Genomic DNA, 26,468 nt, shown 5'->3' with positions numbered 1-26,468 from the left:
CCGGGATCAACGACCGCGGGGCCGGTCCGCTACTGCTGCCCGCCCGCCGACCGCAGCTCGGTGGTGCCGGAGTATCCGGGGAGGGTCAGATCACCGCTCTCCTGGACCTTCCAGCCGAGCCCGTACGCCTGGACGTACTGGAGGTAGTTGCGGATCGTCGGGTCGCCGTCGACGGCGGCCTTCAGCGCATCGGTGCGGCCGACCGCCCGGACCACGTACGGCGGCGAGTAGACCCGGCCCTGGAGCAGCAGGGTGTTGCCGACGCAGCGGACGGCGCTGGTGGAGATCAGCCGCTGGTCCATCACCTGCACGCCCTCGGCGCCGCCCCGCCACAGCGCGTTGACCACGGCCTGGATGTCCTGCTGGTGGATGACCAGGTCGTTGACGCCGGGCTCGGGGACGCCCGGGATGCGGGCGGTGGCGTTCGGCGGGGCGTCGTTGAGGGTGACGGTCAGGCCGCCGCCCTGCAGCGGCTCCAGGGCCGCGCCGAGCCGCAGGCCGTCCAGCCGGGCGGCGTCGGCGGGGTTGCCGCCCTGCTGCCCGGTGAGCTCCTGCGCGCGGGCCTGGAGGTCGGCCAGCTGGGCCTGGGCCTGCTGGTTCTGCGAGCTGCGCTGGCGTATCACGTCGCCGAGGCTGAGCAGCGAGTTGTCCGTCCGCAGGTCGGTGCCGCGGGCGGTCTGCGCGCTGATGTAGAAGAGCAGTCCGGCGAGCGCGAAGACCGCACAGGTCAGGGCACGCCCGACAATTCGGGTGCCGGAGCGGCGGGTAGTGGTCGGCCGAGGGGGAATCGACAAATTAGGCACCGTACCCTTATCTCCTTAAGACCCACCGAGCCACTACGCTAACGGACGCCGGTGGCGCGTGCGGGAACGGTCCCGTGCGTTCCGCACCGCCCGTCACCGGCCGACCGACCCCCGCTGCACCTCTGCGCGGTCTCACAGCGCATCGACAGGAGAGCTCCTCGTGCCGAAGTCTCGACTCCGCAAGAAGTCCGACTACACCCCGCCGACCACGGCCGCGGTGAAGATCAGTTCGGGCCGCAGTTGGGTCGCACCGCTGATGCTGGCACTGTTCCTGATCGGCCTGGTCTGGATCGTCACCTATTACGTGACCAGCGGCAGCTACCCGGTCGAGAGCTGGCGGAACTGGAACATCCTGGTCGGTTTCGGCTTCATCGCCGCGGGGTTCGGCGTCTCCACCCAGTGGAAGTGACCTCCCGCTCCTCCTGAGGCTCCGGTCGAGCCACCTCCGCCGTTTCGGACCGCTGGTGCCGGGCGGCGGTCAGGCATGCCCGGACACGGGCGGGAAACCGGTCGGTTATCCCCATCATCAGACTCTCCTGCTTATCCACATGGTTATCCACACTGGGGAAAAGTCCCCCCAGCCTGTGGATAACTTTTCGACCGCGGGCTTTCCACAGCTGTGCAAAAGTTCCCGAGAATGGGAAAACCGCACAGCAGGACACGCGTAGAACAGCAGTCCACACCCCGGGCGGCACACAGCCTGTGCACAACCCCGCACCCGCTGTGGACAAACACCCGCGGCGTCACGCGCCGTAGCGGGCCATCCCGATCATCAGCATCGCCGCCACCACGGCCAGCGACCCCGTCAACGCCAGCCCCTGGACCAGGCCGCGGCGCTCGCGCGGGGCGTACATCAGACCGGCCGCCGTCAGCGCGCCCACCACCAGGCCGCCGATGTGCGCCCGCCAGTCGATGTCCGTCCGCGAGAAGGTGACGACCAGGTTGAAGACCAGGAACGCCATCACCGGGGCGAGCGGGCCCCGGTTCCGCAGTTGCATCACCACCGTGGCACCGATCAGCCCGAAGATCGCGCCCGAGGCCCCGACCGACCGCAGCGAGTTGCCGTCGATCAGGAAGGCCAGGGTGCTGCCCCCCAGGCCGGAGAGCAGGTAGAGGGCCAGGAAGCGCAGCCGGCCGAGCGCCTCCTCCAGCGTGGGGCCCAGCCAGTACAGGACCAGCATGTTCATCCCGATGTGCCACCACTGCAGGTGCAGGAACACCGAGGTCAGCAGCCGGTACCACTGGGCGGGGCCGTCGGCGACGCCGTCCGGACCGCCCAGGACGGCCCGCCCGGCGCTGTACAGCTCCCAGACCTGGCCCAGCCGCGGTGTGAGCACGTAGGCGGCCAGCACGAAGACGACCACGTTGATGCCGATCAGCACCCTGGTGACCAGCCCGCCGTCCCGGGCGATCGCCCCGCCGAACCGGGTGGTCGCCCGCCGCGTCCCGGCGTGCCCGCCGCCGACGCACTCCGGGCACTGGAAGCCCACCGAGGCGGCCACCATGCACTGCGGGCAGATCGCCCGCTCGCAGCGGGTGCAGGAGACGCCGGTGGCCGTCTGCGGGTGCCGGTAGCAGCCGGTCAGCATGAGGTTCTTCCCCTCCCGTACGGGACGCCGAAATCGCCAGCCTACTGCGGCGGATCCGACATCGGGCCCGCTCCCCGGCTCCTTCCGCACCCCGCGTACGGCCCACTCCGACATGCCGGTGGACAAATCAGCATGCATGATCAGCATTCAGGTGGATATGTGCATAAAGGACGCCACCCAGGAGGAGAGACTCGTGACCTTTTCGGACTCGGCTCGTGAGACGGCCACCAAGACCCGGGACACCGCCGCGCACCTCGCGGACGGCGCCAAGCAGCGCCTCGGCCCGGCCCTGGACACCTTCGGGCCGAAAGCCGCCCAGGCCGCCCAGAGCCTCCGCGTCCAGTACGACCGGCACATCGCCCCGCAGTTCGGTCACGCCTTCGCCAGTCTGCCGCCCGAAGCCCAGCAGAACGCCCTGAAGGCCTTCCACCGCGCCCAGGAGGCCGCTCTGGCGGCCCGGCTCTCCGCCGCCCGCGCCGCCGACCAGGCCCGCGCCACGGTCGGCCCCAGGGTCGCCCAGGCCGTCGAGGAGGCCCGCGCCGCCGTCACCCCGGTCGCCCAGGAGGCCCAGACCCGGGGCGCGGCCGCGCTGACCGCGCTGCACGGCAACGTCACCTCGGCCGAGATCAGCCACCTCGCCGCCCGCAACGCCCGGCGGAAGCGGTGCAACGGCCTGGCCACCGGCCTCGCCGTGGCCGGTGCGCTGGCGATCGGCGGCGGGATCGTGGCCTGGCAGTGGTGGCGCCGGCACAGCAACCCGGAGTGGCTGGTCGAACCCCCGACCGACCGGGCCGAGCAACCCGCCGGGGCGCACGCCGCTGGCGCGACGGCCCCCGGGCCGGTCGACGCGGCCGGCGCCCCGCAGAGCGCCCCGGCCGCTCCCGCCGGGCCCCGGGCCGGGGACGCGGCCACCGAGCCCGCTCCGCCGCCCGGCCGGCCCGACAACGACGGCGACGGCGACGGCGACCACCCCAGGCCGCACGACCCGCGCGGGCCGCACTGACCCGTCGCCCGTCCTCAGGGCGTGTCGGACACGCCCTGAGGACGCGGAAACGCCGATCGGCCGCTGACCGGGATTCAGGTCAGCGGCCGATCGGCGTCACGACTGCGATGAGCTGTGGAGCATAGGAGATTCGAACTCCTGACATCTGCCTTGCAAAGGCAGCGCTCTACCAACTGAGCTAATGCCCCTCGACGGCACCGCGGGTGCCGACGGGCACTAGCGTACCGGGTTCCGGCGCCGTTCCCGGCGCCCTCCCCCCGGGCCGACCGGACCTGCCGCCGAGGCGGCGTCCGGGCGGTGCCTGGGATCCGGCCGATCCGGTCGGGTGACCGGGCCGGCCGGCCCTGGAGGCGCGGTGAAGCGCCTCCGAAGATCGTCGGATCGTCCGGGCTCAGCGACCGGCCGGAACCGGGTCGGTGGCCTCGGTCCACAGGTCCTGCTCGGCGCGGTCCGCCTGGACCTGACGGTAGACAAAGAAGCCGCCGAGGGCGACCAGGGCGACCAGGAGAAGCTTCTTCACCGCGGGACCTCGTCCTTCTTGCGTTGGCGGACTCAAGAGCCGGTGCTCCGGCCGGACTGACCGGGCCGACGAGTCCAGATGTGTTTCGATCGCGAACGGGCTGCCGGGTGCCAGACTGCCCTTGCGGCCGATGATACACACCAGTGTCCCAATCGTGACCAGCCACCGCTGCGGCCAACCCGGCGGTCCGGGCCGAGGATTGACGCCGCACCTCCTGCCGTACGGCCGACCCTCCCCGGCCGGGCCCTACGGCGTGCCCGGCGGGGCGCTGGACGGGCGGTCGGACGGGCGGTTCGACGGCGTCACCACCACGGCCTTCCCGCCCGCCAGGTCGACCTTCGTCCGGGGCGGCGCCCCCTCGCCCTCCTCGTCGCGCAGCATCAGGGTCGTGCCGCGTTCGTCCAGCTCGTGCTGCTTGCCGGCGGCGAACTGCGCGTGCAGCTGCTCGAAGCCGGTGGCCGAGATCTGCCCCTCCCGGCCGGTCCCCCGCCACGGCACCCAGCGTGACCGGCGCGCCCGCAGCGCGAGCTGGTCGACCACCGCGAGCACCACCAGGGCGCAGACCAGTCCGGGAATGCTCATCGCCCAGAAGACCGCCATGTCGTCACCATCCCTCCACACGTTCCCTCCCCGGAGAACAGCCCGGTGGGACGCGCGGTTCCCGCAACGGCGGGGGAAACGCCGAAGGGCCCGGAGTGAATCACTCCGGGCCCTTCGCGGTGGTGGGCCTAACAGGACTTGAACCTGTGGCCTCTTCCTTATCAGGGAAGCGCTCTAACCGTCTGAGCTATAGGCCCTTGCCGCACTGAAAGATTAGCGGACCGATGGCCGATCTCCCAAATCCGGGCCGACGGGGTTCCCGGCGGGCACCCCGCCGACCAGCGGCGGCGCTCCGGCGGCCGGGCGCAGCAGCCATTCCTCGCGGGTCGCCGGGAGGCCGGCCGAGCCCTGCTCGGTGCTGCGGACGGCGAGGATCTGGTTGATCCCGATCCGGTTCTCCTCGAAGGCGAGCGCGCTGGCGGCCATGTACAGCCGCCAGACCCGGGCCCGGCCGCGGCCGACCAGCCGGACCGCCTCGCTCCAGTGCGCCTCCAGGTTGGCCACCCATTCGCGCAGGGTCAGCCCGTAGTGCTCGCGCAGCGACTCGACGTCCCGGACCTCGAAGCCGGCCTCCTCCAGCCGGGCCACGGTGGAACCGACGGGGGAGAGCTCGCCGTCGGGGAAGACGTAGCGGTCGATGAAGGGGCTGGTGCGGTGCGGCTCACCGGGGCGGTCGGGGCGGCGGGCGATCTGGTGGTTGAGCAGCCGGCCGCCGGGCACCAGCAGCCGGTGCAGGCCCTCGGCGTAGACCCGGTACTGCTCGGAGCCGACGTGCTCGGCCATCCCGACGCTGGAGATCGCGTCGAACGGGCCGTCGACGATCTCCCGGTAGTCCTGGAGTCGGACCTCCACCCGCCCGGCCAGGCCGGCCTCCTCGACCCGCCGGCGGGCCAGCGCGACCTGCTCCCGCGAGATGGAGACGCCGACCGCGGTGACGCCGTAGTGCTCGGCCGCGTGCAGCAGCAGCGAGCCCCAACCGCAGCCGACGTCCAGCAGGCGCATCCCGGGCCGGAGGCCGAGCTTGCGGCAGATCAGGTCGAGCTTGGCCTCCTGGGCGGCCTCCAGGCTCTTGGCCTCCGGGGTCCAGTAGGCGCACGAGTAGACCATGGAGGAGCCCAGGACGAGCCCGTAGAAGTCGTTTCCGACGTCGTAGTGGTGGCTGATGGCCGCGCGGTCCCGGCTGCGGCTGTGCAGCCGCCCGCGGGCCCTGCGGACCTCCTCCTGGGGCGGCGTGGGCTCGGGGCCGAGCGCCCCGGCCCGCAGCGCGGCCGCGAGGACGCGGCGCCCGCCGGCGCCGAGCACGTCCCGCGGGCCGAGGTCGAGGCGGCGGATCTCCGGCCGCTCGACGAACCGGGCGACGGCCGAGAGCACCTCGTAGAGGTCGGTGCCGGGGGCGATCTCCAGGTCCCCCGCGACGTACGCCCGGGCCAGGCCCAGCTCGCCCGGCTGCCAGAGCAGGCGGCGCAGGGCCCGCCGGTTGCACAGGACGACCGTGGGGGCTCCCGGCGGCCCGGCGACGCTGCCGTCCCAGGCCTGGACCCGCAGCGGTACCGGAACCCCCAACAGCCCGTCCAGGGCCTCGACCAGTTGACCTGCGAGCTTCGCCACCGCGCGCCTCCGTCCAGCCGTCCTGCGGAACGTCCCCTGACCCGGTCGGGCGGACCGGGGGCGGCCTGCGGCACTCCCAGGCGTGGACCGGGCGCCACCCAGCTAATCCCACCGCGGCCGGCCCGCTCCCGGGCGGCACGCCGCGGGCGGCCGGCTGTCACCCGAAATGCCGACGGGCCCCGCAGGCTGCAACAGCCTGCGGGGCCCGTCCATTCCGTCCGTGGACGGCGAACTGACCAGGGGTCAGGATCCGACCGGGGTCAGTCCTCCTCGGCCAGGGTCAGCTCGACGCCGCCGGTGAAGCCGGCCGCCGCGTTGTAGATGAACGCCGAGAGGGTGGACAGCGCCGTCAGCAGGACGACGTCGACCACGGCGATCAGCGAGGTGAAGGTCATCACCTTGCCGAAGCCCACGTAGTCCATCAGGTTGAGGCCGCCGGCGCTGTCCGAGCCGGTGACGTCCTTGAGGGTCTTGGTCAGCGAGTCGAAGACGCCGAGCGAGTCCAGCGTCATCCACAGCACCGCCGCGGCCACGATGATGATGATCCCGACGGCCAGCGACAGCAGGAAGCTGACCTTCATGACCGACCACGGGTCGACCTTGGTCACCCGCAGCCGGGCCTTGCGGGTCCGGCCGAGGCCGACACCGGCGGCCGCCGGTGGGGCGGCCGGGGCCGGCCGGCGCGCCGCGCCCGGGACGGGCGTGCCGCCGGGCGGGGTGTTGCCGCTGGTCCGGGTCCCCCGGGCCGGGGTCGGCTGCCCCTTGGCATAGGTGGTCGGCTGCGAGAATCCGCTCGCGCCCGGCGCCGGGGCCCCCGGCGGCGGGGGCGTCTGTCCGCCGTAGGTCGCGCCGCCCTGTCCCGCTCCGCCGACCGGTGGCATCAGCGAGGTGGACGCGGCCGAGTGCTCGGCCGGCGGCTGCGGCGCGCCGTACCCACCCCCGCCCTGCGCGCCCGGACGGCCGCCGGAGGGTCCTCCCGCAGCACCCGTGGCTCCACTCACCTGGTCCTCCCGCACTTCCCACCAGGACGGCGGCACCGCCCTGCTTCGTCACTCGTCATCCAGCGCCCGGCGGGATTGCCCGGAACTGGTGGGCGGCCGGTGCCGCCACGCCCCTCTATCAGGACGCGACGGCACCGGCCCGTGGTTCGGTTCAGACCTCGGCGTCGCCGCCGGCCGTCGTCTCCGCACCCTCAGCCGTTTCGGTGGAAGCGGTGTCCGCGACCTCGTCCTCCACCGTCTCCTCGTCCTCGGCTTCCGCGTTGCGGGCCATGCCCACGACCGCGTCGCGCTTACCGAGGTTGATCAGTTGGACGCCCATGGTGTCACGTCCGGTTTCACGAACTTCGGAAACCCTTGTGCGGATCACCCCACCCGACAGGGTGATCGCCATGATCTCGTCGGTGTCGTCGACCACGAGCGCGCCGACCAGCGAGCCCCGGCCCTCGACGATCTTCGCCGCCTTGGTCCCGTAGCCGCCACGCCCCTGGACACGGTACTCGTCCACGGCCGTGCGCTTGGCGTACCCGCCGTCGGTGGCGGTGAACACGTACGTTCCCGGGCGGACGACGTTCATCGAGAGCATTTCGTCGTCCTCGCGGAAGGCCATGCCCTTGACGCCGGAGGTGGCGCGGCCGGTGGGCCGCAGCGCGTCGTCGGTCGCGGTGAAGCGGATCGACTGGGCCTTCTTGGAGACCAGCAGCAGGTCGTCCTCGGCGGAGACCAGCTCGGCGCCGATCAGCTCGTCGTCCTGGCCCTCCTCGTCCTGGCGCAGGTTGATCGCGATCAGGCCGCCGGAGCGCGGGGAGTCGTAGTCCTTCAGCGCGGACTTCTTCACCAGGCCGGCCCGGGTGGCGAGGACCAGGTAGGGCTTGTCCTCGTAGGTGCGCACGGCCATCACCTGGGCGATGTGCTCCTCCGGCTGGAAGGCCAGCAGGTTGGCCACGTGCTGGCCGCGGGCGTCGCGCCCGGCGTCCGGGAGCTCGTAGCCCTTGGCGCGGTAGACCCGGCCCTTGTTGGTGAAGAACAGGATCCAGTTGTGCGTCGTCGTCACGAAGAAGTGGTCGACGATGTCGTCCTGCTTGAGCTGCGCTCCGCGCACGCCCTTGCCGCCGCGCTTCTGCGAGCGGTAGAGGTCGGAGCGGGTCCGCTTGACGTAGCCGCCACGGGTGATCGTGACGACGATGTCCTCCTCGGCGATGAGGTCCTCGATCGAGAGGTCGCCGTCGGACGGGATGAGGGTGGAGCGCCGCTCGTCGCCGTACTTCTCGACGATCGCGGTGAGCTCCTCGGAGATGATCTCCCGCTGGCGGGTCGGCGAGGCCAGGATCGCGTTGTACTCGTCGATCTTGCGCTGCAGCTCGTCGTGCTCGTCCATGATCCGCTGGCGCTCCAGGGCGGCCAGGCGGCGCAGCTGCATCTCCAGGATGGCGTTGGCCTGGAGCTCGTCGATGGAGAGCAGCCCCATCAGGCCGGTGCGGGCCGCGTCGGCGCTCGCCGAGGCCCGGATCAGCGCGATGACCTCGTCGATCATGTCCAGGGCGCGCAGCAGGGCGCGCAGGATGTGGGCGCGCTCCTCGGCCTTGCGCAGCCGGAAGGTGGTGCGCCGGACGATGACCTCGACCTGGTGGTTGACCCAGTGCCGGATGAAGGCGTCCAGCGACAGCGTGCGCGGCACGCCGTCGACCAGGGCCAGCATGTTGGCGCCGAAGTTGGTCTGCAGCTCGGTGTGCTTGTAGAGGTTGTTCAGCACGACCTTGGCGACGGCGTCGCGCTTGAGCACGACCACCAGGCGGGTGCCGGTGCGGGAGGAGGACTCGTCGCGGACGTCGGCGATGCCGGCGACCCTGCCGTCCTTGACCAGGTCGGCGATCTTCAGCGCGAGGTTGTCCGGGTTGACCTGGTACGGCAGCTCGGTGATCACCAGGCACTGGCGGCCCTGGATCTCCTCGACCTCGACCACGGCGCGCATGGTGATCGAGCCGCGGCCGGTGCGGTAGGCGTCGTCGATCCCGCGGTGGCCGACGATCAGCGCGCCGGTGGGGAAGTCGGGGCCCTTGATCCGCTCGATCAGGGCTTCGAGCAGCTCCTCGTTGGAGGCGTCCGGGTGCTCCAGCGCCCAGAGCGCGCCGGAGGCGACCTCGCGCAGGTTGTGCGGCGGGATGTTGGTGGCCATGCCGACCGCGATGCCGGTGGCACCGTTGACCAGCAGGTTGGGGATGCGTGCCGGCAGGACGGTCGGCTCCTGCGAGCGGCCGTCGTAGTTGGCCGCGAAGTCGACGGTGCCCTCGTCGATGTCGCGCATCATCTCCATGGCGAGCGGCATCATCTTGCACTCGGTGTAGCGCATGGCCGCGGCCGGGTCGTTGCCCGGGGAGCCGAAGTTGCCGTTGCCGTCCACCAGCGGCATCCTCAGCGACCACGGCTGGGCCAGGCGGACGACGGTGTCGTAGATGGAGGTGTCGCCGTGCGGGTGGTAGTTGCCCATGACGTCGCCGACGACGCGGGCGCACTTGTAGTAGCCCTTCTCGGGGCGGTACCCGCCGTCGTACATCGCGTAGAGCACGCGCCGGTGCACCGGCTTGAGCCCGTCGCGGACCTCGGGGAGCGCCCGGCTGACGATCACGCTCATCGCGTAGTCGAGGTACGAGCGCTGCATCTCGGTCTCGAGCTCGACCGGCTCGATCCGCATGGTCACCTGGGCGGTGGCCTCGGCGGCTGTGGAGGTCTCGGGCTGTTCGCCTTCGGGACGGTTGTCGTCGACCACTGGTGGTCAGTTTCCTTTCACGCGGACTGGTACGTGCTTCGCTGCCGGTCGGGCGGCGTCACACGTCCAGGAAGCGGACGTCCTTGGCGTTGCGCTGGATGAAGGAGCGGCGTGCCTCGACGTCCTCGCCCATCAGCACGGAGAACAGCTCGTCGGCGCGGGCGGCGTCCTCCAGGGTGACCTGGAGGAGCAGCCGGTGCTCGGCGTCCATGGTGGTGACCCGGAGCTCCTCGGCGTTCATCTCGCCGAGACCCTTGAAGCGCTGGATCGCGTCGTCCTTGGGGAGCCGGCGCCCGGCCTCGACCCCGGCCGCGATCAGCGCGTCGCGCTCGCGGTCGGAGTAGGCGTACTCGAAGTCGTCCTTGCCCCACTTGATCTTGTACAGCGGCGGCATGGCGAGGTAGACGTACCCGGACTCGACCAGCGGCCGCATGAAGCGGAACAGCAGGGTGAGCAGCAGGGTGCGGATGTGCTGACCGTCGACGTCGGCGTCCGCCATCAGGACGATCTTGTGATAGCGGAGCTTGGACTCGTCGTAGTCCTCCTGGATGCCGCAGCCGAAGGCCGAGATCAGCGCCTGGACCTCGGTGTTCTGCAGCACCTTGTCGATCCGGGCCTTCTCGACGTTCAGGATCTTGCCGCGGATCGGCAGGATGGCCTGGGTGCGCGGGTCGCGGCCCTGCTTGGCCGAGCCGCCGGCGGAGTCACCCTCGACGATGAAGATCTCGCACTCGGCCGGGTCCTTGGACTGGCAGTCGGAGAGCTTGCCCGGCAGCGAGGCGGACTCCAGCAGGCCCTTGCGGCGGGTGAGGTCGCGGGCCTTGCGGGCGGCGACGCGCGCGGTGGCGGCCTGGATGGACTTGCGGATGATGTCCGAGGCCTCGTTGGGGTTGCGGTCCAACCAGTCGTTGAGGTGCTCGTGGACGACCTTCTGGACGAAGGTCTTCGCCTCGGTGTTGCCGAGCTTGTCCTTGGTCTGGCCCTCGAACTGCGGCTCGCCGAGCTTGACCGAGATGATCGCGGTCAGACCCTCGCGGATGTCCTCGCCGGAGAGGTTGTCGTCCTTCTCCCGGAGCAGCTTCTTGTCCCGCGCGTAGCGGTTGACCAGGCCGGTCAGCGCCGCGCGGAAGCCCTCCTCGTGGGTACCGCCGCCGTGCGTGTGGATGGTGTTGGCGAAGCTGTAGACCCCCTCGGTGTAGGAGGAGTTCCACTGCATCGCGATCTCCACCGAGATCGCCCTGTCCTTGTCCTCCGCCTCGAAGTCGATCACCGAGGGGTGGATCACCTCGCCCTTGCGGGAGTTGAGGTGGGCGACGAAGTCGGCGATGCCGCCGTCGTACTTGTACGTGACGGTGAGCGGCTTGCCCTCCTCGTCCACGTGCTCGGGGCGCTCGTCGGTGAGCGAGATGGAGAGGCCCTTGTTGAGGAAGGCCATCTCCTGGAAGCGCCGGGACAGCGTCTCGAAGGAGTAGACCGTGGTCTCGAAGATCTCCGGGTCGGCCCAGAAGGTGACGGTCGTGCCGGTCTGCTCGGAGCCCTCGTGCGTGGCCAGCGGAGCGGTCGGCGCACCGGCCTTGTAGTCCTGGGTGAAGCGCGAGCCGTCGCGGTGGATCTCCACCGACAGGCGGGTGGACAGCGCGTTCACGACCGAGACGCCGACACCGTGCAGACCGCCGGAGACGGCGTAGCCGCCGCCGCCGAACTTGCCGCCGGCGTGCAGGACGGTGAGCACGACCTCGACGGCCGGCTTCTCCTGGCCGGGGACGATGTCCACCGGGATGCCGCGGCCGTTGTCGACGCAGCGGATGGCGCCGTCGGCCATGATCGTGACGTCGATGGTGTCGGCGTACCCCGCCATCGCCTCGTCGACGGAGTTGTCCACCACTTCCTGCACCAGGTGGTGCAGGCCGCGCTCGCCGGTGGAGCCGATGTACATGCCGGGGCGCTTGCGGACGGCGTCGAGGCCTTCCAGCACCTGGATGTTGCTACCGGTGTAGGAAGCCTGGTCGGTCTGGTCTGGGATCTGGCTGGGGTTGCCGGAATCGGCCACGAAGCGCCCTCTCTGGCACAGCACGGGCCGCATTCCCGCCCCGTGTGGGCGGGCGTGCGACCACGGCGTTTCGACTCGGTTGCCACTAGCAACAGTGTTTGGCTCTCAGTCTACCGGTACGACTGACAGAGATGGGCGTTTGGCAGCCCTTGAAGGCAGATATGCCGCCCTGAATCCCCTCTGGACATGTCCCGATACTCGCCCCGGGGGCCCAGAGCGCCTGGAAGGGCTGTCAGGGATTCCGGAAGATCGCGGTCCGCTCCGCGCCCCCGGCGACGGGCCGGCAACCCGGTCAGCCCCAGGTGTCGCCCGGCCCCTTGCTCCCCGGGGCGCGCAGCCGGCCGTAGCCGCGGGCGGGCGCCGCCGGGCCGAGCACCTTGATGGTGCGGACCGTGCCGTGGCCCAGCTCGTGGTTCAGACGGGCTACCAACTGTCTTGCCAGCCAACGCAGTTGGGTGGCCCACGCGGTGGAGTCGCACTGCACGGTGAGCACCGCGGCGGTGTCGTCGTAGGAGGAGGGGTGGCAGTGCGCGGCGATGTCCGGGCCGACGATCTGGGGCCAACGGCCCATCACCCCGCCGACCGCGGCCGAGGACTCCCAGCCCCGTTCGGTCAGCAGCCGGTTCAGCGCCGCCCCCAGCGGGACCGGGTCGCGGCCGTCCGACCGGGCTCCGCTGCGCAGGCCGTGCCGCTTCGCCTCGCGCTTCTCCCGGACCTGCTCGCCGCGCTGCCGCGCCTGGGCCCGGGCCGCCCGCAGCGCGGAGCGGGCGAGGTCGGCGCCGGTCGGCGCCGGGTCGCCCGGCCGGGGGGAGTGCTCCGCCGGCTCGCTCACGGCGATCTCCTTTCCCCAGCCTGTGGACAACGGTCGCGGACGCGCGCCGGTGAGCCGTCCAGCCTACGGGAGTGCCCGGACGGCGATTGCGAAGGTGCGGGGGGAGTCAGGCGTCGATCCGGCGGACGGCGCCGTCGGCGACCGCGAACCGGGCGCCGGCCAGCGCCTTCGGCACGTCCTCGGCGACCGCCGCGGTGACCAGCACCTGCTCGCCGCCGGCCACCAGTTCGGCCAGCCGGTCCCGGCGGGCCGCGTCCAGCTCGGCGAACACGTCGTCCAGGATCAGCACCGGCTCGCCGCCGTCGGCGCGCAGCAGCTCGTACGAGGCCAGCCGCAGCGCCAGCGCGAACGACCAGGACTCGCCGTGGCTCGCGTAGCCCTTGGCGGGCAGCGGGCCGAGGCTGAGCACCAGCTCGTCGCGGTGCGGGCCGACCAGGGTGATGCCGCGGTCCACCTCCTGCTTGCGGACCGCCTGCAGCGCGTTCAGCAGCTGCTCCTCGGCCTGCTCGCGGCTGGTCGGCAGCCCGCCCTCGAAGGAGCTGCGGTACTCCAGGACGGTGTCGCCGCCGCCCGGGGCCAGCTGCCCGTACGCGGCCGCCACCAACGGCTGGAGGGAAGCCACCAGCTGGATCCGGAACGCCGTCAACTCGGCTCCGGCCCTTGCCAGATGGCCGTCCCAGACCTCCAGGGTGGAGAGGTCGGCGCCCTTGCCGCCACCGGCCCGGCGGGCCATCGCGGCGGTCTTCAGCAGGGCGTTGCGCTGTTTGAGGACCCGCTCGTAGTCCTGCCGGACCCCTGCCAGCCGGGGGGCCCGGGCGGTCAGCAGCTCGTCCAGGAAACGGCGGCGCTCACCCGGGTCGCCCTTGACCAGGCTGAGGTCCTCGGGGGCGAACAGGACGGTCCGCAGCAGGCCCAGCACGTCCCGCGGGCGGACGTTGTCGGAGCGGTTGATCCGGGCCCGGTTGGCCTTGCCCGGGGTCAGCTCCAGCTCGACCAGGGTGGTGCGGCCGCGGTCCACCACCGAGGTGCGGACCACCGCCCGCTCGGCGCCCAGCCGGATCAGCGGGGCGTCGGTGGCGACCCGGTGGCTGCCCAGCGTGGCGACGTAGCCGATCGCCTCGACCAGGTTGGTCTTGCCCTGGCCGTTGGGCCCGACGAAGGCCGTCACGCCCGGGTCGAGGGGAACCTCGACCCGGGCGTACGACCGGAAGTCGGCGAGCGACAGATGCGCGACGTGCATGGCTGTGGACTGCGCTCGCCTTCTGGGGGGTGCGGGTTACTTGGACTCGACCGCGTGGCCGCCGAACTGGTTGCGCAGCGCGGCGATCATCTTCATCTGCGGCGAGTCGTCCTGGCGGGAGGCGAAGCGGGCGAACAGCGAGGCGGTGATCGCCGGCAGCGGCACCGCGTGGTCGATCGCGGCCTCGACGGTCCAGCGGCCCTCACCGGAGTCGGCGGCCCAGCCGCGCAGCTTCGCCAGGTGCTCGTCGTCGTCCAGCGCGCGGACGGCCAGGTCCAGCAGCCAGGAGCGGATGACGGTGCCCTCCTGCCAGCTGCGGAAGACCTCGCGCACGTCGGTGACCTCGGGGGCGGCCTCCAGCAGCTCCCAGCCCTCGGCGAACGCCTGCATCATCGCGTACTCGATGCCGTTGTGGACCATCTTGGCGAAGTGGCCGGCGCCCACGGCACCCGCGTGCACCGAGCCGAAGTCGCCCTCGGGCTTGAGCGAGTCGAACACCGGCTGGACGCGGGCCACGTGCTCGGCGTCGCCGCCGTACATCAGGGCGTAGCCGTTCTCCAGGCCCCAGACGCCGCCGGAGACGCCGCAGTCGACGAAGCCGATGCCCTTGGCGGCCAGCGCCTCGGCGTGCTTGATGTCGTCGGTCCAGCGGGAGTTGCCGCCGTCGACCACCACGTCGCCGGGGGAGAGCAGCTCGGCGAGTTCGTCGACGGTCGCCTGGGTGGCGGCGCCGGCCGGGACCATCACCCAGATCACCCGCGGGCCCTGCAGCTTGGAGACGAGCTCCTGGAGGCTCTCGACGTCGGAGATGTCCGGGTTGCGGTCGTAGCCGATGACGGTGTGGCCGGCGCGGCGGATCCGCTCGCGCATGTTGCCGCCCATCTTGCCGAGACCGATGAGGCCGAGCTCCATGACCAAGTCCTTACCTGTGGTGACGTGCCTGCCGGCGGCGCCGTTGCCGCACGCCCCGAGCCTACGCGCTGCGGCGGTGGCGGCTCCCTGTGGTCGGGCCGACCGGGGGAGGACGCCCACAGGCTGTGCACAGCCGGTGTGCACAGCCTGTGGGTGACGGCCTGCGGGCAGCGGCCGCGAGGTCAGCCGGAGAGGCGGACCGGCATGATCAGGTACTGGTACGCCTTGTCCTCCTCGGCGTCCACCGAGGCCTTGCCGCTGAGCAGCGCGGGCTTGGTCGGCGTGGTGAAGCTCAGCTGGGCGTAGGCGGAGTCGATGGCCTTGAGGCCCTCCTCCAGGTAGCCCGGGTTGAAGGCGATCGAGATGTCGTCGCCCTCCAGGTCGGCGTCGATCCGCTCGGTGGCCTGGGCGTCGTCGCCCGAGCCCGCCTCCAGGGTCAGCACGCCCTGCTCGAAGCTGAGCCGGACCGGGGTGTTGCGCTCGGCGACCAGCGAGACGCGCTTGAGCGCCTCCAGGAAGGGCTGGGTCTGGATCGCGGCGACGGCGCTGAACTCCGTCGGGAACAGGCTGCGGAACTTGGGGAACTCGCCCTCCAGCAGCCGCGTGGTCGTCCGGCGGCCGGCGCCCTCGAAGCCGATCAGGCCCTCGCCCGCGCCGCCCGAGGAGAGCGCGATCGAGACGTTGTCGCCGCTGCCCAGGGACTTGGCGATGTCCTGCAGCGTCTTGGCGGGCACCAGGGCGACGGCCGAGATGTCCGACTGCTCGGGCTTCCACAGCAGGTCGCGGACCGCGAAGCGGTAGCGGTCGGTGGCGGCCAGGGTGATCCGGTCGCCCTCGATCTCGACCCGGACACCGGTGAGCACCGGGAGGGTGTCGTCGCGGCCGGCGGCCACCGCGGCCTGGCTGACCGCGGAGGCGAACACGTCGCCCGAGACGGTGCCCGTGGCGGTCGGCATCTGGGGCAGCGCCGGGTACTCGTCCACCGGGAGGGTGGGGAGGGTGAATCGGGAACTGCCGCAGACCACGCTGACCCGCTGGCCGTCGGTGGAGATCTCCACCGGCCGGTTCGGCAGGTTGCGCGAGATGTCGTTCAGCAGCCGACCGGAGACCAGGACGGTGCCGGCCTCCTCGATGTCGGCCTCCAGCTCGACCCGGGCCGAGACCTCGTAGTCGAAGCCGGACAGTGCCAGGCTGCCGTCCTGTGCCGTCAGCAGCAGGCCGGCCAGCACCGGCACCGGCGGCCGTGCCGGGAGGCTGCGGGCAGCCCAGGCCACCGCCTCCGCGAGGACGTCACGCTCCACCCGGAACTTCACCGGTAACCGCCTCCTGGATCGAGCGCTCCCGCTCGCACTCTGGTTCGTCTGATCTTGATCGTCGGTCGGGCTGTCCACCGAGCTGTGCCACTCCGCTTCCAGTCGCCGAGGACAGTCTGACGTACTCCGCCGACAGACGGGGCAGACGGGCGGAAGCAAGCCGAACAGATGTCGGGGCGCGGTTGTCCACAGATTCGGGGCCCACCCACTTTCAAGCGAGTCGATGGGTCTAAATGTGTAGTGGTAGTAGTAGGGCCTGTGGAAACCGTGGATAACCCCGTTTCCCCAGGTCAGACCCACTTTTTTGTCCACAGCGGGTGTGGACGGCGGCTGTGGACGAACACGCGGTGCTGTGGACAGCGGAGCGTTACCCACAGGGCACGCTGGGTATCCACAGGTTATCCCCAGGGCTGTCCCCAGATCCGGGCCCGGTTATCCACGGGCGCCGGTCAACTTTACGTGACGCCTTTCACACCAGGGCATGAACGCCGCCCCACGCTTGTCGAACTGTGGATCATGCTGTGGACAACCTGGGGATAACCGTCCCTCCCCTGGGGACAACCGGTGGACAACCCGGATGGCCCATTGGCGGCCCGTCAATTGTCCACACCCTGTGGATAACGGTTGTGCACAAGTCCACAGGCACCTGACCTGCGCGGAAGAGCGTAGCGGCGACACGCCTGTGGACGAATTCTGGATAACTTCGGACGCCCCGGCCTGTGGACTACGGGGAAGGTGCCCGCCCTGTGGACAACTGCCCTGCGCGGCCCCGGTTTTCGAATCACCGGTCAGATGTTCGGCGCGGGCTGTGGACTGGCGCAACGTCCGTCGACGGCATCTCTGCCCAGCCGGCGCCCGAGGCACACCTGCGGACATGAGAAAAGGGCGTCAGGATCGCTCCTGACGCCCTTTCCGGCCACCTCGGCGCCGGACCCGGCCCCGGCCCCGGCCCCGCCACCGGCCCTGCGGCTAGCTCTTGATGCGGTTGGTCAGCTCGGTGACCTGGTTGTAGATCGACCGGCGCTCGGCCATCAGCGAGCGGATCTTGCGGTCCGCGTGCATCACCGTGGTGTGGTCGCGGCCGCCGAACTGCGCGCCGATCTTCGGCAGCGAGAGGTCGGTCAGCTCCCGGCAGAGGTACATGGCGATCTGACGGGCCGTCACCAGGACGCGGCTGCGCGAGGATCCGCAGAGGTCGTCCACACCCAGCCCGAAGTACGCGGCGGTCTGCTGCATGATGACCTGCGCGGTGATCTCCGGCCCGGCGTCCTCGTCCCCGCCCGGGATCAGGTCCTTGAGGACGATCCCGGCCAACTCCAGGTCCACCGGCGCCCGGTTGAGGTTGGCGAAGGCGGTGACCCGGATCAGGGCGCCCTCCAACTCCCGGATGTTGCGGGTGATCCGGGACGCGATGAACTCCAACACGTCGGCCGGGGCGTTGAGTTGCTCCTGGATCGCCTTCTTGCGCAGGATCGCGATCCGGGTCTCCAGCTCCGGCGGGGTGACGTCGGTGATCAGGCCCCACTCGAAGCGGTTGCGCAGCCGGTCCTCCAGCGTGGTCAGCAGCTTGGGCGGCCGGTCCGAGGAGAGGACGATCTGCTTGTTCGCGTTGTGCAGGGTGTTGAAGGTGTGGAAGAACTCCTCCTGCGTGGACTCCTTGCTCGCGAGGAACTGGATGTCGTCCACGAGCAGGATGTCCATGTCCCGGTAGCGCCGGCGGAAGGTGTCCGCCTTGCCGTCCCGGATCGAGTTGATGAACTCGTTGGTGAACTCCTCCGAGGACACGTAGCGCACCCGGGTGCCCGGGAAGAGGCTGCGCGAGTAGTGCCCGATGGCGTGCAGCAGGTGGGTCTTGCCCAGCCCGGACTCGCCGTAGATGAAGAGCGGGTTGTACGCCTTGGCCGGGGCCTCGGCGACCGCCACCGCCGCCGCGTGCGCGAAGCGGTTGCTGGCGCCGATGACGAAGGTGTCGAAGAGGTACTTGGGGTTCAGCCGGGCGGCCGGCTCGTCCTTGCGGGAGCCGCCGGCCGGCGGGGCGCCGGGCGGGGCGGGCACGCCGGGGACGGCCGGGCGTTCGGTGGCGCGCTCCGGCGCGTTCTTGTCCGCGGGACGGCCGCCGGCCGGGCGTGAGCCGGGGGCGCGGCGGCCGGCGCCGGCGCGGGGCTGCTCGTTCGGGCCGGGGCCGTAGGCGCCGCCGAACAGGTCGCCCTGGGTGGTCGCGGGCGGGCCGGGCATCGGGCGCGGCGCCGGCCGGGATGGCTCGTCGGCGTCGCGGTAGCCGGGGGGCTGCTCCTGGTAGCCGCCGCCCTGCTCGGGGTAGCCGCCCTGCTCCTGGTACCCGTTCTGGTCGGGGTAGCCGCCGCCCTGCTCCGGGTAGCCACCCTGCTCGGGGTAGCCGGGCCAGGCCGGGCCGGCCGCCGGGCCGCCGTACGGCGCGGGGCGCTGCTCGTAGCCGCCGGTGTCGTAGCGGGGCCGGTCGTAGTCCTGCTCGTACGGCTGCTGGTAGTCCTGGCCGCCGTAGCCGCCGGCATCCTCCCCGGTCGGGCCGGGGTACGGCTCGGCCGGGGCCTGGGCGGCGGGTGCGGGGGTGGTCGGGACGGCGTTGGCGTCGACCATCACGGCGATCCGCACCGGACGGCTGAGCTCGCGGCTGAGGGCCTCGGTGAGCTGCGGCAGCAGCCGGCCCTCCAGCACCTGCTTGGCCCGCTCGTTGGGGGTCGCCAGCAGGGCGGTGTCGTGCATCATCCACATCGGCTGGGTGCGCTGCACCCACTGCTTGTCCATCTCCCCGACGTCCGGGTCGCTGACCAGCCGCTCGACGACTCTCGCCCAGACCGGGACGAGGTCGCTGTTGACATCAGCCACTGGTGCACGCTTTCTCGGTTCCCCGCGGCTCCAGCAGGGGGTGGTGGATCAGGAGACTGTGGATCGGCGGGTCCGTCTCCGGCGGACCGACCCCACGAGGAAGAACTCGAAGAACAAACCAGACAAGTCCTGCAACGGTAGTCAGCGAACAGAGCCGGATCAAGTCGTTGTCCACAGGCTGTGGGCGAAGGGGACTCCGGGCGCCCTCCGGGGGGCCGCTCGAAAAAGCTGGTTTGACCCTCGTGCCCCGTCCCGCGTACCGTAACCAGGTCGAGTTGTCGATGGCCGCTGCCGCATGTCCGCGGGTCCACCCGCTCCATAAGGCGCGCAGCACGGGCGCCGTGGATTGCCCTGAACCCCAGCCGAACTGGGGCGATGGGTCGGATTTCCGAATCAGGGGAGATCACGCGGACGCACGGTGACGGCCAAGCGATCCCCCGTCATCCTACGATTCACCTCAGGAGCCCCCGAGTGAGCAAGCGCACCTTCCAGCCGAACAACCGTCGTCGCGCGAAGACCCACGGCTTCCGGCTGCGTATGCGTACCCGCGCCGGCCGCGCCATCCTGGCTGCCCGCCGTGGCAAGGGCCGCACCAGCCTGTCCGCCTGATCCACGACAGAGTCTGTTGTGCTGCCCTCCGAGAATCGGCTGCGGCGGCGCCAGGACTTCGCGACCGCGGTGAAACGCGGTCGCCGGGCCGGCCGGCCCCTTCTGGTCGTCCATCTCAGCAGAGAAGGCGACCCCAAGGGGCAGACCGACCGGACCAGCGACTCCCGCCCGCACGTCGCCGAGGGGACTCCTTCGGCGCGTGCGGGTTTCGTCGTGAGCAAGGCCGTCGGCCCGGCGGTCGTTCGCAACCTGGTCAAGCGCCGGTTGCGGCACCTCGTTCGTGATCGTCTGTCCAGGCTGCCCGCCGGTAGCCTGATAGTGGTGCGTGCGCTGCCCCAGGCCGCGACCGCCTCGTACCAGGACCTCGAACGTGACCTGGACGCGGCGCTGAAACGGTTGCTGAAGGTGGAGTCCGCCACGACGGCGCCGACGGGAGCAGGACGATGAAGTTCCTGCTGATGGGTCTGATCAGGGTCTACCAGTGGACCATCAGCCCACTGCTCGGTCCGGTCTGCCGCTACTACCCCTCCTGCTCGCACTACGGCTACGAGGCCGTGAAGGTGCACGGGGCGGTCAAGGGCGGCGGACTGACCGTGTGGCGCATCCTGCGCTGCAATCCGTGGACGCCCGGCGGGGTCGATCACGTTCCGCCGCGTAAGCATCCGGTGTGGCACCGGCGGCTGCGAGACTGGCTGAGCAGCCGGTCCGCCACCGGACAGCCGGTGACCACGACCCCCGCCGGTCCGGACCCCGAGGGCCCGGCGACCATTGGCCCCGAGGGGCCAATCCACATGTCCAAGGAGCCTGACCGGTGACCTTCTCCTTCCTGAATCCCCTGTACACAGCGGTGTCCTGGATCATCGTCCAGTTCCACTCGCTGTACAGCAACATCTTCGACCCGGACGGTGGCTGGGCCTGGGGTCTGGCCATCGCCTCGATGGTGGTCGTCATCCGGATCTGCCTGATCCCGCTCTTCGTGAAGCAGATCAAGGCGACCCGGGCCATGCAGGCGATCCAGCCGAAGATGAAGGCCATCCAGGAGCGCTACAAGAACGACAAGCAGCGCCAGTCCGAAGAGATGATGAAGCTGTACAAGGAGGCGGGTACCAACCCGTTCTCCAGCTGCCTTCCCATCATCGTGCAGGCGCCGTTCTTCACCGCCCTCTACGGCGTGCTCGCCAAGGTCGCCAAGAGCGAGCCGATCGGCGTCATCCACGGCGACCTGCTGCTGAGCGCCGGCAAGGCGCACATCTTCGGTGCCCCGCTCTCCGCGACCTTCGTCAGCAGCCACGAGACCAGCGTCAAGATCGTCACCGCGGTGATGATCATCATGATGTCGCTGTCGCAGTTCATCACCCAGCGCCAGCTGATGACCAAGAACGTCGACCTCACGGTCAAGACGCCGTTCATGCAGCAGCAGAAGATGCTGATGTACGTCTTCCCGGTGATGTTCGCCGTGATGGGCATCAACTTCCCCGTCGGTGTCCTGGTCTACTGGCTGACCACTAACGTCTGGTCGATGGGCCAGCAGCTGATCGTCATCCACAACAACCCGACCCCGGGCAGCAAGGCGTGGGACGAGCGGCAGGTCCGCCTGAAGAAGGCCGGCCGGCTGAACCCGGACGGTTCGGAGATCAAGGGCGCGCTCTGGGGCCTGCTGCCCCCGTCCAAGTCGACCCTCGACGCCGCCTCGGCGGCGGCCGCCGTGGTCGAGGAGTCGGCGCAGGCACGCCGCCAGCAGCCCCGCAAGCAGACCAAGGCGCAGCGCCAGCAGAGCGGTGCCGGTCAGCAGACCGCCGACCTGACCAAGGACACCGAGGCCCCGGCCGAGGAGCCCGCCGACACCGTCCCGGCCGACTCCGGTGCCAAGCCGGCGGCCGCCCAGCAGGGCCCGGCCAAGCCCGGCGCGGCCAAGCCGGGCACCGCTCGGCAGCAGCCCAAGCGTGGCGGCCAGCGGCCGAAGAAGAAGTCCTGACCGGCCCTGGACCCGTTGTGACAGCGCGCAGAGCTTCGTTCCCGGCCCACCAATCTGGGCCCATCTCCGAAGGAGTCCATCAGTGACGGAAGGCACCACCTCCGCCGTCGAGGCCGAGGCCGCCGCCAGCACCGACGAGATCGTCATCGCCCGACTGGAGCAGGAGGGCGACATCGCGGCGGACTACCTGGAGGGTCTGCTCGACATCGCCGACCTCGACGGTGACATCGACATGGACGTCGAGGGCGACCGCGCCCTGGTCTCCATCGTCGGTGAGGGCAACGACCGCGCGCTGCAGCGCCTGGTCGGCCAGGACGGCGAGGTGCTGGAGGCGCTGCAGGAGCTGACCCGGTTGGCTGTCCACCGGGAGACCGGGGAACGCAGCCGCCTCATGCTGGACATTGCCGGCTTCCGGGCCCGCAAGCGCTCCGAGCTGGCCGCGCTCGGTGCCGAGGCCGCCGAGCAGGCGAAGAGCAGCGGCGAGCAGGTCAAGCTGCGGCCGATGACGCCCTTCGAGCGCAAGGTCGTCCACGACGCGGTCGCGGCCGCCGGTCTGCGCAGCGAGTCGGAGGGCGAGGAGCCCGAGCGGTGCGTGGTCGTGCTGCCGGTCTGAGGCCGGCGGTACGACGACCGGCCGCCGAGGCGGCCGGTGGGCTTCACCGGACGCGACCCCGTCCGCCTCGTGCGGGCGGGGTCGTCGTCCCTTCGCGGGGCGTGGGCCCGGCGCGAGATGTTTCACGTGAAACTGTGCGGAGAGCGGGTCGGTGGATCCGGGGATCGGAGAGGTCGAGATGGACACGGAGAACGCGGCCGCTGGCCGGCCGGGGGCGGACGACGTGAATCCGGCCGCTGCGGGGCCGGCCGCCGAGGCGGTCGAGGCGACCGAGGTGCCCGAGCTGGCCGAGGCCCCGGCCGTCGCCCGGGAGGTCTTCGGTGATCGTTTCGACGCCGCGGTCCGCTACACCGAGCTGCTGGCCACCGCGGGCGTGCGGCGCGGGCTGATCGGGCCGCGCGAGGTGCCCCGGCTCTGGGACCGGCACGTCCTCAACTGCGCGGTGCTCGCCGAGCTGCTGCCGGCCGGCTCCACCCTGTGCGACGTCGGCTCCGGCGCCGGCCTGCCGGGCATCCCGGTGGCGCTGGCCCGTCCGGACGTCTCGGTGACGCTGCTGGAGCCGCTGCTGCGGCGGACCACCTTCCTGGAGGAGGTCGTCCGGGAGCTGGGGCTGGAGAACGTCACGGTGCTGCGCGGCCGCGCCGAGGAGATGGTCGGCAAGCTCGCGGTGGACGTGGTGACCGCCCGGGCGGTGGCGCCGCTGGACCGGCTGGCCGGCTGGGGGATGCCGCTGCTCCGTCCGCACGGGCAGATGCTGGCGCTCAAGGGCGACAGCGCCGAGCAGGAGCTGGCCGACTCGCGGGCCGGGCTGACCAAGCTGGGTGCGGTCGAGTGGAGCGTGATCTCGGTCGGCGAGGGCACCCTGGAGACCTCGACCCGGGTGGTCCAGGTCAAGGCGGGGGAGAGCCCCGGCGGGGTGAAGGCCGCGACCCGGCGGGCGAAGGCGGCCCGGGCCGGACGGAACGCGGGCGCCCGGACCGGCGAGCGCAGCCGGGGCGGGCGGCGCCGCAGCCGCTGAGGCGGGTGACGCCGGACAGGCTCGACGACGGGCGGGTGGTTCCTCCTGAGGGGGGAGCCGCCCGCCCGTCGGCGTTCCGGTGGCCGTCGGGGTGACGGCCGGTCGACGGGAGGACACCGGTGTGTCGCAACGTCAGATTTCCGACATAGCGGGCATGGTGTTTCACGTGAAACGTCGCTCCTTGCTCTCGGGAATCCTCGGCCGCAGCCGGGCGGCGACTGTTGCCGCTCCGGTTTCACGTGAAACACTGACCCTCATGCAGGACTCGGAGACCATCGACCAGATCGATGACACGCCCATCGCGAGGGCTGCCCAGGCTGCGGTTCAGGCGATCGGCCGAGCGGGTGAGGGTCTTCCCCGCCCCGGCGCCACCCGGGTGATCGTGGTCGCCAACCAGAAGGGCGGGGTCGGCAAGACCACCACCACCGTCAACCTGGCCGCCTCGCTCGCCATGCACGGACTGCGCGTCCTGGTCGTCGACCTCGACCCGCAGGGCAACGCCTCCACCGCCCTCGGCATCGACCACCACGCCGAGGTGCCCTCCGTCTACGACGTCCTGGTCGAGGGCAAGCCGCTCGCCGACGTGGTGCAGCCGGTGGTGGACGTCGAGGGGCTGTTCTGCGTCCCCGCGACCATCGACCTGGCCGGCGCCGAGATCGAGCTGGTGTCGCTGGTGGCCCGGGAGAGCCGGCTCCAGCGCGCCATCGCCGCCTACGAGCAGCCGCTGGACTACGTCCTGATCGACTGTCCGCCCTCGCTGGGCCTGCTGACGGTCAACGCCCTGGTGGCCGGGCGGGAGGTGCTGATCCCGATCCAGTGCGAGTACTACGCGCTGGAGGGCCTGGGCCAGCTGCTGCGCAACGTCGAACTGGTGCGCGCGCACCTCAACCCCGCGCTGCACGTCTCGACCATCCTGCTCACCATGTACGACGCCCGGACCAGGCTGGCCGCCCAGGTCGCCGAGGAGGTCCGGACGCACTTCCCGCAGGAGGTGCTGAGCACCGCGATCCCGCGCTCGGTGCGCATCTCGGAGGCGCCCAGCTACGGCCAGACGGTCCTCACCTACGACCCGGGCTCGACCGGGGCGCTCTCCTACCTGGAGGCCGCCCGCGAGCTCGGGCTGCGCGCGGCGGGGACGGGCGGCGGCCCGCTCCTGGGGCAGCAGCGGCACGGCAGCGGTACGGGGCACGGAGCCCCGGTGGCACAGCACGGTACGACGGAGGGTCATCGGTGAGCGGTCGCAGGGGTTTGGGACGAGGGCTGGAGGCGCTGATCCGCCCCGCCGTGCCGGTGGACGGCGGGGCCGCGCCCGCACCGGCCCCGGTGGGGGCGACCGGTGCGACGTCCCCCACCTCGGTACCGACGCTGCCGACCGGCCGCGGCACGGTGGCGGCCCGGGCGGCCGCGGAGAAGCGGGCCGAGCAGGCGCAGCCGGCGCCGGCGGCCGGTGCCTTCTTCGCGGAGCTGCCGCTGGACGCGATCACGTCCAACCCGCGTCAGCCGCGTGAGGTCTTCGACGACGACAAGCTGGCCGAGCTGGTCGTCTCGATCAAGGAGGTCGGTCTGCTCCAGCCGATCGTGGTGCGCCAGGTCGCGCCCGACCGCTTCGAGCTGATCATGGGCGAGCGCCGCTGGCGCGCCTCCAAGGAGGCCGGGCTGAAGCAGATCCCGGCGATCGTCCGCGCCACCGAGGACGACAAGCTGCTGCTGGACGCCCTGCTGGAGAACCTGCACCGGGCCGAGCTGAACCCGTTGGAGGAGGCGGCCGCCTACGACCAGTTGTTGCGGGACTTCTCCTGCACCCACGACGAGCTGGCCGACCGGATCGGCCGCTCGCGTTCGCACGTCTCCAACACGCTGCGGCTGCTGAAGCTCTCGCCCACCGTGCAGAGCCGGGTCGCCGCCGGAGTGCTGACCGCCGGCCACGCCCGGGCGCTGCTCGGGGTGCCGGACGACGAGCGGCGGGAGCTGCTGGCCAAGCGGATCGTCGCGGAGGGCCTCTCGGTGCGGACCACCGAGGAGATCGTCGCGCTGATGGCCGAGGAGGAGGACCGGAAGCCGAAGCGCCAGGCGCCGAAGGCGGGCAAGCTGATCTCCCCGGCCTTCAACGATCTGGCGAGCCGGCTGTCGGACCGCTTCGACACCCGGGTCAAGGTCGAGGTGTCGCAGCGCGGCGGCAAGCTGGGCAAGGGCAAGGTGGTGCTGGAGTTCGGTTCGGTGGAGGACCTGAACCGGATCCTGGACAGCCTGGCCCCGGGCGAGGACGGTCTGCGGCTGTCGCAGGGCTGAGCCGGGCCGGGGACGACACCCGATGGGTGCATGTTCCGCGTGAGCACTGTTTCACGTGAAACATGCACCCGTCGGCGTCTGTGGGGGCATGCTCGACCGTGAAGTGGAGGAGGAGGTGCGGGGCATGGGACGCCGGATCGCTCCGCTGACCCTGGACAACCTCGCCGATCTGCCGACGACCTGCCGCTCCTGCGTGTTCTGGGAGCTGGACCCGGTCAGCGGGAAGGCGGCGGTGGAGTCCGGGAAGCCGGAGCTGGAGAAGGAGGGGTGGATCTCCGCGGTGCTGCTGGAGTGGGGGTCCTGCGGCCGGATCGTCTACGTGGACGACCAGCCGGCCGGCTTCGTGCTGTACGCGCCGCCCGCCTACGTCCCCCGGTCGCAGTCCTTCCCGACCAGTCCGGTCTCGCCGGACGCCGTCCAGCTGATGGTCAGCCGGGTGGTTCCGGGCTACCAGCGGCAGGGGCTCGGCCGGGTGCTGGTGCAGACCGTGGCCAAGGACCTGCTCGGGCGCGGGGTGCGGGCGATCGAGGCCTTCGGCTCGGCCGGTCCTGAGCCGGTCAGCTGCGTGCTGCCGGCCGACCACCTGCTCGCGGTCGGCTTCAAGACCGTCCGCTCGCATCACCGTTACCCGCGACTGCGGCTGGAGGCGCGCACCACGCTGTCCTGGCGGGGCGATGTGGAGGTGGCGCTGGAGCGGCTGCTCGGCGGGGCGCGCAAGGAGCCGGCGCTGCGGCCGTTCTGAGGCGGGTGGAAACGACGGCGGCGGGGGGGCCCCGGGGGGGGGGCCCCCCCCCCGGAGGGGGGCGCCCCGGGGGACGAATTTTAAGGCGGCAACAGGGGCCGGCCCGGGGGCCTAAGGCCGGG

Annotated in this window: 24 protein-coding genes and 2 tRNA genes; 11 read left to right on the top strand and 15 right to left on the bottom strand. The window is 71.4% G+C overall.

Annotated features, from left to right (window positions below):
• Window positions 1-29 precede the first annotated feature (29 nt).
• Window positions 30-788 (bottom strand): DUF881 domain-containing protein, encoded by a 759-nt coding sequence (locus tag ACIO9K_RS05745; RefSeq protein WP_363628084.1) that lies wholly within the window; start codon window positions 786-788, stop codon window positions 30-32.
• Between the two features lie 175 nt (window positions 789-963).
• Here ACIO9K_RS05745 and crgA point away from each other — a divergent pair, with 175 nt between their 5' ends.
• Complete coding sequence (crgA, locus tag ACIO9K_RS05740) at window positions 964-1,212, top strand: cell division protein CrgA (RefSeq protein ID WP_350876761.1); 249 nt, start codon at window positions 964-966, stop codon at window positions 1,210-1,212.
• 334 nt (window positions 1,213-1,546) lie between these two features.
• Here crgA and ACIO9K_RS05735 read toward each other — a convergent pair whose 3' ends face one another.
• Entirely contained in the window at window positions 1,547-2,392 is an 846-nt protein-coding gene (locus ACIO9K_RS05735) for a rhomboid family intramembrane serine protease (RefSeq protein WP_400327276.1), read from the bottom strand.
• Window positions 2,393-2,585: 193 nt separating this feature from the next.
• On the opposite strand from ACIO9K_RS05735, the gene ACIO9K_RS05730 reads away from it, so the two are divergent.
• Window positions 2,586-3,395, top strand: a complete 810-nt coding sequence (locus tag ACIO9K_RS05730; protein WP_400327274.1) for a DUF5324 family protein — start codon at window positions 2,586-2,588, stop codon at window positions 3,393-3,395.
• Window positions 3,396-3,510: 115 nt separating this feature from the next.
• Here the strand turns inward: ACIO9K_RS05730 and ACIO9K_RS05725 are convergent.
• From ACIO9K_RS05725 to dnaA, 13 genes are all read right to left on the bottom strand, one after another.
• Window positions 3,511-3,583, bottom strand: a tRNA-Ala gene (locus tag ACIO9K_RS05725).
• A 203-nt stretch (window positions 3,584-3,786) separates the two neighbouring features.
• The gene (locus ACIO9K_RS05720; RefSeq protein WP_014137031.1) at window positions 3,787-3,915 is read right to left on the bottom strand and encodes a DLW-39 family protein; all 129 of its coding nucleotides are present in this window, start codon (window positions 3,913-3,915) and stop codon (window positions 3,787-3,789) included.
• Window positions 3,916-4,161: 246 nt separating this feature from the next.
• Window positions 4,162-4,515, bottom strand: a complete 354-nt coding sequence (locus ACIO9K_RS05715; protein WP_400327272.1) for a DUF6191 domain-containing protein — start codon at window positions 4,513-4,515, stop codon at window positions 4,162-4,164.
• A 120-nt stretch (window positions 4,516-4,635) separates the two neighbouring features.
• Window positions 4,636-4,712 (bottom strand) — tRNA-Ile (locus ACIO9K_RS05710).
• A 16-nt stretch (window positions 4,713-4,728) separates the two neighbouring features.
• The gene (locus ACIO9K_RS05705; RefSeq protein WP_400327270.1) at window positions 4,729-6,123 is read right to left on the bottom strand and encodes a class I SAM-dependent methyltransferase; all 1,395 of its coding nucleotides are present in this window, start codon (window positions 6,121-6,123) and stop codon (window positions 4,729-4,731) included.
• A gap of 260 nt (window positions 6,124-6,383) precedes the next feature.
• Window positions 6,384-7,124: a DUF3566 domain-containing protein gene (locus ACIO9K_RS05700; protein ID WP_363619398.1), complete on the bottom strand. Its 741-nt coding sequence runs from the start codon at window positions 7,122-7,124 to the stop codon at window positions 6,384-6,386.
• Between the two features lie 151 nt (window positions 7,125-7,275).
• Entirely contained in the window at window positions 7,276-9,813 is a 2,538-nt protein-coding gene (gene gyrA, locus ACIO9K_RS05695; protein WP_363619519.1) for a DNA gyrase subunit A, read from the bottom strand.
• A 133-nt stretch (window positions 9,814-9,946) separates the two neighbouring features.
• Entirely contained in the window at window positions 9,947-11,962 is a 2,016-nt protein-coding gene (gene gyrB, locus ACIO9K_RS05690) for a DNA topoisomerase (ATP-hydrolyzing) subunit B (protein ID WP_363579881.1), read from the bottom strand.
• A 268-nt stretch (window positions 11,963-12,230) separates the two neighbouring features.
• Window positions 12,231-12,770 (bottom strand): DciA family protein, encoded by a 540-nt coding sequence (locus tag ACIO9K_RS05685; protein ID WP_363579880.1) that lies wholly within the window; start codon window positions 12,768-12,770, stop codon window positions 12,231-12,233.
• Between the two features lie 106 nt (window positions 12,771-12,876).
• On the bottom strand, window positions 12,877-14,010 hold the full coding sequence (gene recF, locus ACIO9K_RS05680; RefSeq protein WP_363619399.1) for a DNA replication/repair protein RecF: 1,134 nt from the start codon (window positions 14,008-14,010) through the stop codon (window positions 12,877-12,879).
• 36 nt (window positions 14,011-14,046) lie between these two features.
• Window positions 14,047-14,922, bottom strand: a complete 876-nt coding sequence (gnd, locus tag ACIO9K_RS05675; RefSeq protein ID WP_363368219.1) for a phosphogluconate dehydrogenase (NAD(+)-dependent, decarboxylating) — start codon at window positions 14,920-14,922, stop codon at window positions 14,047-14,049.
• A 182-nt stretch (window positions 14,923-15,104) separates the two neighbouring features.
• Window positions 15,105-16,235: a DNA polymerase III subunit beta gene (gene dnaN, locus ACIO9K_RS05670; RefSeq protein ID WP_363579877.1), complete on the bottom strand. Its 1,131-nt coding sequence runs from the start codon at window positions 16,233-16,235 to the stop codon at window positions 15,105-15,107.
• A 969-nt stretch (window positions 16,236-17,204) separates the two neighbouring features.
• Window positions 17,205-19,100, bottom strand: coding sequence for a chromosomal replication initiator protein DnaA (gene dnaA / locus ACIO9K_RS05665; RefSeq protein ID WP_363619400.1), 1,896 nt, complete (start codon window positions 19,098-19,100; stop codon window positions 17,205-17,207).
• 471 nt (window positions 19,101-19,571) lie between these two features.
• Between dnaA and rpmH the strand changes: the two genes are divergently transcribed.
• The 9 genes from rpmH (at window position 19,572) to ACIO9K_RS05620 (ending at window position 26,346) form a co-directional block, all read left to right on the top strand.
• A complete protein-coding gene (rpmH, locus tag ACIO9K_RS05660; protein ID WP_030392420.1) occupies window positions 19,572-19,709 on the top strand; it encodes a 50S ribosomal protein L34 in 138 nt (45 codons plus the stop codon).
• An 18-nt stretch (window positions 19,710-19,727) separates the two neighbouring features.
• The gene (gene rnpA / locus ACIO9K_RS05655; RefSeq protein WP_350876735.1) at window positions 19,728-20,156 is read left to right on the top strand and encodes a ribonuclease P protein component; all 429 of its coding nucleotides are present in this window, start codon (window positions 19,728-19,730) and stop codon (window positions 20,154-20,156) included.
• Window positions 20,153-20,524, top strand: a complete 372-nt coding sequence (gene yidD, locus ACIO9K_RS05650) for a membrane protein insertion efficiency factor YidD (RefSeq protein ID WP_063348465.1) — start codon at window positions 20,153-20,155, stop codon at window positions 20,522-20,524. Before rnpA ends, yidD begins: the two co-directional genes overlap by 4 nt.
• Window positions 20,521-21,684, top strand: coding sequence for a membrane protein insertase YidC (yidC, locus tag ACIO9K_RS05645; RefSeq protein WP_363579875.1), 1,164 nt, complete (start codon window positions 20,521-20,523; stop codon window positions 21,682-21,684). Before yidD ends, yidC begins: the two co-directional genes overlap by 4 nt.
• Window positions 21,685-21,766: 82 nt before the next feature.
• Window positions 21,767-22,297, top strand: a complete 531-nt coding sequence (locus tag ACIO9K_RS05640) for a R3H domain-containing nucleic acid-binding protein (protein ID WP_363579874.1) — start codon at window positions 21,767-21,769, stop codon at window positions 22,295-22,297.
• Between the two features lie 178 nt (window positions 22,298-22,475).
• Entirely contained in the window at window positions 22,476-23,315 is an 840-nt protein-coding gene (gene rsmG / locus ACIO9K_RS05635; protein WP_363579873.1) for a 16S rRNA (guanine(527)-N(7))-methyltransferase RsmG, read from the top strand.
• Between the two features lie 283 nt (window positions 23,316-23,598).
• Window positions 23,599-24,549: a ParA family protein gene (locus ACIO9K_RS05630; RefSeq protein WP_350876943.1), complete on the top strand. Its 951-nt coding sequence runs from the start codon at window positions 23,599-23,601 to the stop codon at window positions 24,547-24,549.
• Window positions 24,546-25,604, top strand: coding sequence for a ParB/RepB/Spo0J family partition protein (locus ACIO9K_RS05625; protein ID WP_363579872.1), 1,059 nt, complete (start codon window positions 24,546-24,548; stop codon window positions 25,602-25,604). The genes ACIO9K_RS05630 and ACIO9K_RS05625 overlap by 4 nt, the downstream gene beginning before the upstream one ends.
• A gap of 124 nt (window positions 25,605-25,728) precedes the next feature.
• Window positions 25,729-26,346: a GNAT family N-acetyltransferase gene (locus ACIO9K_RS05620; RefSeq protein WP_350876727.1), complete on the top strand. Its 618-nt coding sequence runs from the start codon at window positions 25,729-25,731 to the stop codon at window positions 26,344-26,346.
• The last annotated feature ends 122 nt before the right edge of the window (window positions 26,347-26,468 follow it).

Source organism: Kitasatospora sp. NPDC087271 (assembly GCF_044744605.1).
Taxonomy (GTDB): Bacteria; Actinomycetota; Actinomycetes; order Streptomycetales; family Streptomycetaceae; genus Kitasatospora.
The sequence above is the reverse complement of the archived record's forward strand: the minus strand, read 5'-3'. Positions and strand labels throughout refer to the sequence as shown.